General features: G+C 52.9%; 5 protein-coding genes. 1 reads left to right on the top strand and 4 read right to left on the bottom strand.

Features of this window, described 5'->3' with window-relative positions; genetic code table 11:
• Positions 1 to 174 precede the first annotated feature (174 nt).
• From QZQ29_RS08500 to QZQ29_RS08485, 4 genes are read right to left on the bottom strand one after another with little or no spacing between them, the layout of a single operon-like run.
• Entirely contained in the window at positions 175 to 855 is a 681-nt protein-coding gene (locus QZQ29_RS08500; RefSeq protein WP_296962312.1) for a uracil-DNA glycosylase, read from the bottom strand.
• 1 nt (position 856) lies between these two features.
• On the bottom strand, positions 857 to 2608 hold the full coding sequence (locus QZQ29_RS08495) for a glycosyltransferase family 39 protein (protein ID WP_296962310.1): 1752 nt from the start codon (positions 2606 to 2608) through the stop codon (positions 857 to 859).
• Positions 2605 to 4203 (bottom strand): glycosyltransferase family 39 protein, encoded by a 1599-nt coding sequence (locus QZQ29_RS08490; RefSeq protein ID WP_296962308.1) that lies wholly within the window; start codon positions 4201 to 4203, stop codon positions 2605 to 2607. Before QZQ29_RS08490 ends, QZQ29_RS08495 begins: the two co-directional genes overlap by 4 nt.
• Positions 4200 to 4787 carry a DedA family protein gene (locus tag QZQ29_RS08485; RefSeq protein WP_296962307.1) on the bottom strand — a complete coding sequence of 196 codons (588 nt, stop codon included), beginning with the start codon at positions 4785 to 4787 and terminating at the stop codon, positions 4200 to 4202. The genes QZQ29_RS08490 and QZQ29_RS08485 overlap by 4 nt, the downstream gene beginning before the upstream one ends.
• A 459-nt stretch (positions 4788 to 5246) precedes the next feature.
• Here QZQ29_RS08485 and QZQ29_RS08480 point away from each other — a divergent pair, with 459 nt between their 5' ends.
• Positions 5247 to 6047, top strand: a complete 801-nt coding sequence (locus QZQ29_RS08480; RefSeq protein WP_296962305.1) for a basic amino acid ABC transporter substrate-binding protein — start codon at positions 5247 to 5249, stop codon at positions 6045 to 6047.
• The last annotated feature ends 224 nt before the right edge of the window (positions 6048 to 6271 follow it).

The raw sequence follows: 6271 nt of genomic DNA, 5'->3' as shown, positions 1-6271 counted from the left end.
AGAATGTGCAAGTCAGTCGAAGTTGGCCCATAGCCTGCCCATAAAAGGGCCTTCCTTTTAATCGACTGACCGTTAGGGCTGTCAAACTTTAGAACCCTCCGGCCGGCAGGCCGGTTAAACTTTAGAACCTTAAAACGCACCATGGAAAGCTTTATGCTTTCCATGGTGCGTTTTTCATAGAAGCCCTTCTTTCAGCTGGGCCCTAAAGATATTGGCTCCTCCGTTGGCGGGGTGCCTTAGGCCTTTGACGGCAAAGCCTGCCTCGGTCAATGTATTTTCGCTCTTTTTCCCTATGGCGAAGATGGGAAGGGGGCCGGTTAAAGAGAGGAGTTCTCTGGTACAGGCAAGGCCCGTGGCCAGTTCATCGTCCGTGGGGGTGCGGTTGGTGAGGAGGTTTCCTTTTTTATGGGGATGGAAGGGGAAAATGTTCCAGAGGAGGAAGTCATTGGGCGAAAGGCCTGCTTCCAGGCAGGCTTTCCATACCACGGAATCCGTGGGTTCGTTGAAGCCCTTCTGCTGCTGGATGGGTTTCAGGAGGGGACTGTCTTTCCGGCTGGTGCGGTTTCCTTTGTGTCCAAAGACCATGGCGCTGGTGACGGCGGGGTGGTAGTCAAGGAGCATCCTTTCGCAGGTCATGGCGATGCCGGAGAAATGGCCGCCCTGGTAGCCGCAGGCTTCGGCGATGAGAAGAATTCTGGCGTGTCCCAGCCGGAGGGTGAGGTAGTCTTTGAGGTTCGCCCTTCGGATGGCCGGACCCTTTTCGATTTCATACTTGTCGTCGTGGTCTGTCCAGGGATTGAAGGTGTTTTCACCGTGGTATTGGGTGAGGTGGTTGATAAAAAGGGAAATATCCATATCAGGACTCTGCTCCTTTGTCTCTTTCCCTGGATTCCTTCATTTCCTCTTTCATCTGCTCTTTGGCTTCTTTGAAGGATTCAGGGATATTGTCTTCGCTGGTTAAAACGTAGATGGTGCCGTTCAGAAGAGGCTCCACCGGTTTGAAGCGGTATTTGAAGAACCACTGGTCGAAGTATTTCATGTCACTTTTGGAAACGAAGAGGAATACCGGCTTTTCCGGCTGGCGGTGTTCCTTCATGAAATCCTTGTCGGAAATGGAGGGCATCACGTATTTTTCATTCCACAGGGGATTCCGGTCTTCCCCATCGCCGGAAACCGGCGGCACCACCCGGGTGGCGGTTTCACCGGAGTAGAAGGTGTAGCCGGCGGGGTAGGAGCGGAAGAAATAATGCTCTCCCGGGGCTGCCTGCATTTCCGGCGCCATGTCGATGGCGGAGCGGCGGGGAAGGTAGTGGGGCAGGCCTTCCATGAGAAGGCAGAGGAAGACGGAGGCGGTGACGGCGCTGATGACGGTGAGCCGTCGGCCGCTGCTCTTCTTATAGCGAAGGCCCAGGGAAATGATGGCGTAAAGGATGACCACGTAGAGCACCCACCAGCTGCCTTCCTTGATGTAGAAGGAGCCGCCCAGGGCGGCTGCCAGGAAAAGAACGAATCCCAGGGCTGTCCAGAGGAAGGGCTTTGTTTCGCCCTGCCTGATGGCGGGAGCCGCCATGGCGGAGAAGACGATGGCCGGCACCACCGCGATGTAGGTGTAGGTGACGTACTTGGTGGCCATGAGTGTGTAGAAAAGGAGGGTGCCCCAGCACCATACCATAAGGAAGCGGTAGAATGGGGTTTTTTCTTTGAAACCCTTCACCATTTCATAGAAGGCGGTAAAGGTCCAGGGAAGCAGGGCGGCAGGAAGGAGCACCAGGTAGTAGTACCAGTGATTGTCGGCGGGGTGCTCGGAGGAGGTGGCGCGGACAAAGTTGTGGAGCCCTAAAAACTGGGTGATGAAATCGCTGCCGTGGATGAGGTACATGCCGCCGTACCAGGGAAGGGTGACGGCAAAGAAGGCAAGGATGCCCTGCCAGGGGAAGAGGCGGAGCGCCATTTTTCCAGATTTCATGGAAAGGCACCAGAAAAGGAGCAGGGCGCCGGGAAGAACAAGGCCCACGGGGCCCTTGGTGAGGCAGGAAAGACCGGCGGCGGCGTAGGCCAGTACCAGATGTTTCCTCTTTCCCTCCATGACGCCGATGTAGCCGGAAAGCATGGTGGGAATGGTGAAGAAAAGGAGGATGCTGTCGGTGATGATGGCGTGGGAAATGACCCAGAATTCCAGGGACAGGGCCAGCATGGCGCCGGACCACACGGCGGTGACATTATTCTTCAGGATTCTCTGGATGTACCAGATGAGAAGGGCCACCGACAGGGCACCCGAGACGATGGCGGGCATGCGGGAGGCCAGACTGGTGAAGCCAAGGATGGAGTAGGAAATGGAAAGGAGCCAGTACACCATGATAGGTTTGTCGTACCAGAAGGTACCGTAAATCTGGGGTGACATCCAGTTGCCGGAAAGTACCATTTCCTTGGCGGTTAAGGCGTAATTGGACTCCACCGGGTCCGTCACCGGGAGAAGCCAGGAACCCCAGAGAAGGAAGAGGAAGGCTGCCAGGAAGAAAAAGAGGAGGGTCTTCCAAACTTCTTTCCCGCCTTCAGCCGGTTTTTCCTCATGAATTCTGTTTTTTCTTTTCATGCGCTTTGTACTCAATGGGAGTCCTCTTTCTTTAATAACAGAAGGGCCGTATCCTTGTCCCAAAGGACGGTGACCTGGGACTGCTGCTCTTTCGGCCAGTTCTTATATACTTTTTTCTGCACCAGAATATAGGCTTCCTTTGGAAGGGCGGCTTCTTCATCTTTTCCAGGAAGAAGGACGCCCTTTTCCGCATTTCTTTCATCGGCTGCCTGCTTCCTGACGTCAAATTCCGGAAGCGCCCTGCCGTAGATATCTGTATAGAAAGCAATGGAAGGACGGTAGAAGGTATCGATGTAGAGGGGAATGGCGCTGTCCCTTTCCGTGCGTGCCAGCTTTTCCGCAATGGCGGCGGAGGTGAAGAGGGAGGACACGGAGGAGGCAAAGGCGCCCCATATGGATAGGACGAATACAAGAATCAGCAGAGCCTGGGTGACCATGAAAGTATGGAACCGTCCTTTTCTGAGGCCCATGGCAGCCAGAACGGCGGCAAGGACCATGAAGAAAACAATGGTCCAGCGGACAATGGGGCCGCCTTCGGGGGTGATAGGTGCCAGGGCAATGGCTCCGGCGGTGATAAGGGAAAAAATAAGGTGGGAGATAATCAGGGTTTTGGAAATATGGCCGGACTCTTCAATGTCTGCAAGGTACATGCCTGCCAGAAGAGAGAGGGGCGGGAACATGGGAAGCACGTAGGAGAAGAGCTGGGTGGAAGACAGGGAAAAGAAAATAAAGATAAAAAGGGCCCACACGAAAAAGAAGGCGCCGGTTTTATCCCTCATCCATTTTTTAGTACGCCGGAAAATGCCGGGGAGCGTGCCGCTCCAGGGGTAGAACCCTGCCAGCAGCACCACCAGGTAGAGCCAGTAATGGTTCTGCCCCGCATGCTCAGGACTCACGAATCGGGTCACATTGTGGTAGCCCAGAAAGGTATCAATGAAGGCGCTGCCGTGGATATAGCCCATGGCCATGTACCAGGGAAGGCCCACCAGGCAGGCCAGGGGAATGCCCCAGTACCACTTGAGAGCCATGATTTCCTTCAGGCGGAACTGCTTCGTGGCTATCATCCAGATGCCCACGATGAGGGCCGGAAATCCGAAACCGATGGGCCCCTTGGTGAGAAGCGCCAGCCCGCAGAAAATGTAGGCGGTCATGTATTCCTTCCTAAGGAAGGACATGAGGGCCACGGTGAGGGTGAAGGTGAGAAGGGTATCGGTGACGCTGCTTCTGGCAAGCACGATGATTTCAAGGGACGTGGCGCAGATGAAAGCACCCCGCAGGGCTGCCTTTTCTCCGATGAGCTTTCGGGAAGAAAGATAGAGGTACACCGGGGTGATGGCGCCTAAAAGGAGCGAGGGCAGACGGGCGGCCCAGGTAGAAACGCCAAACAGGCTGAAAGACAGTGCTTCCAGCCAGTAGAATAAAGGCGGCTTATCATACCAGAATTCGCCGTAAATCCGTGGAGAAAGGAAATCTCCGGTGGCCATCATTTCCTTGGCCGTCTCCCCGTACACCGGTTCATCGGGATCCAAAAGAGGAATGGTGCCAAGAAAAGCGCCGTAGAGGACAATACAGAAAAGGAACAGGAAAAGACATTTTTTATCGAATTTCATTTTGATTCTCTCTTATGATAGATATAGTAGCCGCCGGCAATGACTGCGGAAACAGCCACGCACACCGCTGCGATTTTCCACTTGTAATCCAGAAGAAGGGTCCAGTTGTGGCCCAATGCGGAGCCCACGTACACCAGGAAAATGGTCCAGGGCACAGTGCCCAGAATGGTGAGAAGAACGAATTCAGGAAGCGGAAACTGGGCGATGCCGGCGGGAAGGGAAATAAAAGTGCGCACTCCCGGCAGCAGGCGGCCGGTGAAGACGGCAATGGCGCCGTAATTTTCAAACCAGTCCTTGGCGGCAATCATCTTCTTAGCCCCCAGGCCCCCTTTAGCGGTGTGCTTCAGAATCATATCGCGGCCACCCTTGGCTCCCATGTAGTAGGAAATGACGGAACCCGCAATGCCGGCGGTGGTTCCGATGACCACAGTGGGCCAGAAGGAAAAAATGTCCTGGGACACCAGAAAGCCCGCAAATCCCAGAATGATTTCACTGGGGATGGGGACATTCATGTTTTCCAGCACCATGCAGATGAAAAGCGCCAGATAGCCCCATTCGGAGAGAAATGAAATAATGATTTCCATAGAACTTAGTCCTTTATGAATAACAGAAAACAGGAAACAGAAGAAAAGCTTTTGTATGTTTCCTATAGTAACCGGTAAAGGTATATATAATATATACAATATTTAAATAATCAATGAACTGCAATCAATGAACTGCCGGTCCCCCTCTGGAGACTATCACTATAAAATATAACATGATAAGAGAGCAGGGTCAATGAAGAGGATAAGAGGGGGTAAGGAAAAGGACTTTGGATGGAACATTTGACATTTGCATAAAATATTGATAAAATGTGCATAGATTGCATAAAGATACCGACCTATGGAAATTAAATTTCCTGGAATATCCATGATTCAAGGTAAAATTTGGGAAAATCAGCGGAATCGGACGGACGTCTTTATGAAGAGAAAACAGGGAGCTTGAATAAAAATTCATAGGGGAGCTTCCAATCTGTGAAAATGTCTATATGGAGATGATTTGTCATGATGGGTAAAAAATTAAAAATCGCATTGGCATTAGGCGCTATGGCCGCTGTATTTGGTGTGGCAGGCTGCGGCGGTGGAAGCTCAAGCAGCAGCTCTTCTGCATCCAAGAACGGAATCCCTTCCGTCATCCGCGTAGGCTCTGAAACCACCTTCCCGCCCTTTGAATTTACAAAGGACGATAAATATGTGGGCTTTGATATCGACCTGGCTGATGCCATCATCAAACAGATGGGCAGCAAGATGGAATTCAAGAGCATGGGCTTCGACGCCCTTATCCCGGCCGTACAGTCCGGCCAGATCGACCTCATTGCAGCAGGCCTGAACGCTACCCCGGAAAGAGCGAAACAGGTAGCCTTCTCCGATCCCTACTTCACCCAGGACGGCTTCGTCATCATTGTGAACAAAGACAATGACAGCATTAAAGACTGGGCAGACCTGGAAGGCAAAAACGTAGGCGCCCAGGTAGGCACCCAGCAGGTCAAACTGGCCCAGGAAGCCAAGGCTGCCAACGTAAAACAGCTTGACTCCAACGCCCAGGCCTTCATGGAACTGCAGGCAAAGACACTGGATGCCGTAGTCATCGACCAGCCGGTGGGCATGTACTACCTGAAGCAGGGCGCTGACAAGGACCTCAAAATCGTGGGTTCCGCTAAAGACGCTGCAGGCATGGTATTTGCCATGAAGAAAGACAACAAGGAACTCCAGGCCGCTGTGAACAAAGCGCTGAAAGAACTGAAAGACAACGGCACCTATGATAAGATTTACACCAAATGGTTTGGCAACGAAGGAAAGAAATAATTCCCAAATGAAAACCGGGCTCCCAGGGGCCCGGTTTTTTTTATGGATACGCCCTGGTGGGCGTGAGGGTTGACGGCCCTTCGGGCCGAGGGTTGACAGGCCCGGGGCCTGAAGGGGCTAAAGTTTGACACGGCCTTTCAGGCCGTAAGGGTTGTGGTAGGCGCCCTTCAAAAAGAAGGGGCGCCAGTTTGTATAAAACCTTTACAACCGGGCTTCGCCCGTGG

It is taken from the genome of uncultured Dialister sp., from assembly GCF_900538805.1.
In the GTDB taxonomy this organism is placed as follows: Bacteria; Bacillota; Negativicutes; order Veillonellales; family Dialisteraceae; genus Dialister.
This window is presented reverse-complemented; position numbering and strand designations above follow the sequence as displayed.

Excerpts from the sequence above, each read along its gene's own strand:
- QZQ29_RS08485 (WP_296962307.1), bottom strand. The coding sequence starts at position 4,787 with ATGGAAATCATTATTTCATTTCTCTCCGAATGGGGCTATCTGGCGCTT.
- QZQ29_RS08500 (WP_296962312.1), bottom strand. The coding sequence starts at position 855 with ATGGATATTTCCCTTTTTATCAACCACCTCACCCAATACCACGGTGAA.
- QZQ29_RS08480 (WP_296962305.1), top strand. The coding sequence starts at position 5,247 with ATGATGGGTAAAAAATTAAAAATCGCATTGGCATTAGGCGCTATGGCC.
- QZQ29_RS08490 (WP_296962308.1), bottom strand. The coding sequence starts at position 4,203 with ATGAAATTCGATAAAAAATGTCTTTTCCTGTTCCTTTTCTGTATTGTC.